We start from the raw sequence: 1,206 nt of genomic DNA, 5'->3' as shown, positions 1-1,206 counted from the left end.
CTAGTTGATTATATAGCCATGACTTGATACTCGATAGAATATCTTAAAGTCTCTGGTTCCAGTGATTTAGCTGATTTTAACAGTAAAGAATACGCTAAAAGTATCATCTCTAATTTCAATTGAAAACCTTGAGGCGAACGACTTTTACAACGCTCAGCTCCTAGATTTGTCAAAAAAGAGAAAACTCGCTCAATCACTTTTCTACGTTTTGAAAAATTAGGGAAAAGGATTTTCTTTTGCTTCATGTTCTTCCTGACAGGTGTAATTAGATCAATTCCTTCTAATTCCAGCCTTTCATGCAGTGACTGACCTAGATATCCCATATCTCCAAGGACTGTTGGTGTCCCAAATTGACTCAACACTTCCTCGGTCATTGAACTATCAGCCATTGAAGCAGGAGTAATTGTGTAGTCTATGACATAGCCTGATTCACTGACTAAAGCATGACATTTACATCCATAGAAGTACTGTCCCTTTGTAGAATTGTAGCCAACATTGGCATAATCTCCAAGAACTTTGCTTCTGAAGTTACGAATAGGCTGACACAAAGGAATGGGGAAGCTATCAATAATGGATACACTCATTCCTTCAACCTCTTTAAAGACGAGTGCTTGGCGAATGACTTGGATACTCGGTAAGAGGGCATTACAACGGCGGACAAAGCGAGAATATTCTAGGAAATTAGGAAATAAACTTTGAGCCAATTGGTGCTTTGCTTTAAGTGTTTCACTAAAATGTAGTACGCCCCATAGGTAACAAGTAATCACTAAGCAATCTGATGTTGCGAGATGGACGTTCTTTCGGTTTTGAACCTCAAGGGGAACACTCGTTTGATAAAGCGTCTCAATGGTTGTCAGTAAATAAACAAAAACTTTTGGAAGTGTGCTATTATAAGTCATATAAGTCGTGCGCTTTCTAATGCTTAGTGGTTTAAGATTAGGATAGCACGACTTATTTATTTTCCAATGAAATTAACTAGCAATTCGGGTATTGACCTAAGAAGATGTATTCCATTTTGTATCCATTTATTTGAATTTAGTCCAGTTCTAACTATCTTTTTTTTCAAATTTAAGCTAAAATGAATTGATGGTTCTGTTGCGAAGTTTGAAAATCAAACGCGCCCGCTCTGAACTCCAAATATCTTAGGCTGGTATTCCCATTAATACCTTGATTTCAGTAGACACCGAAAAGCCGAAGAGCGTTCCA

The 1,206-nt window shown here is 37.6% G+C and carries 1 protein-coding gene; it reads right to left on the bottom strand.

All coding sequences use genetic code 11. From position 1 onward, the window contains the following. Positions 1–8 precede the first annotated feature (8 nt). Positions 9–899 (bottom strand): IS982-like element ISLll1 family transposase, encoded by an 891-nt coding sequence (locus tag ACWD3C_RS48710; RefSeq protein WP_451155287.1) that lies wholly within the window; start codon positions 897–899, stop codon positions 9–11. Positions 900–1,206: the final 307 nt, after the last annotated feature.

Source organism: Streptomyces sp. NPDC002845, assembly GCF_053591955.1.
This window is presented reverse-complemented; position numbering and strand designations above follow the sequence as displayed.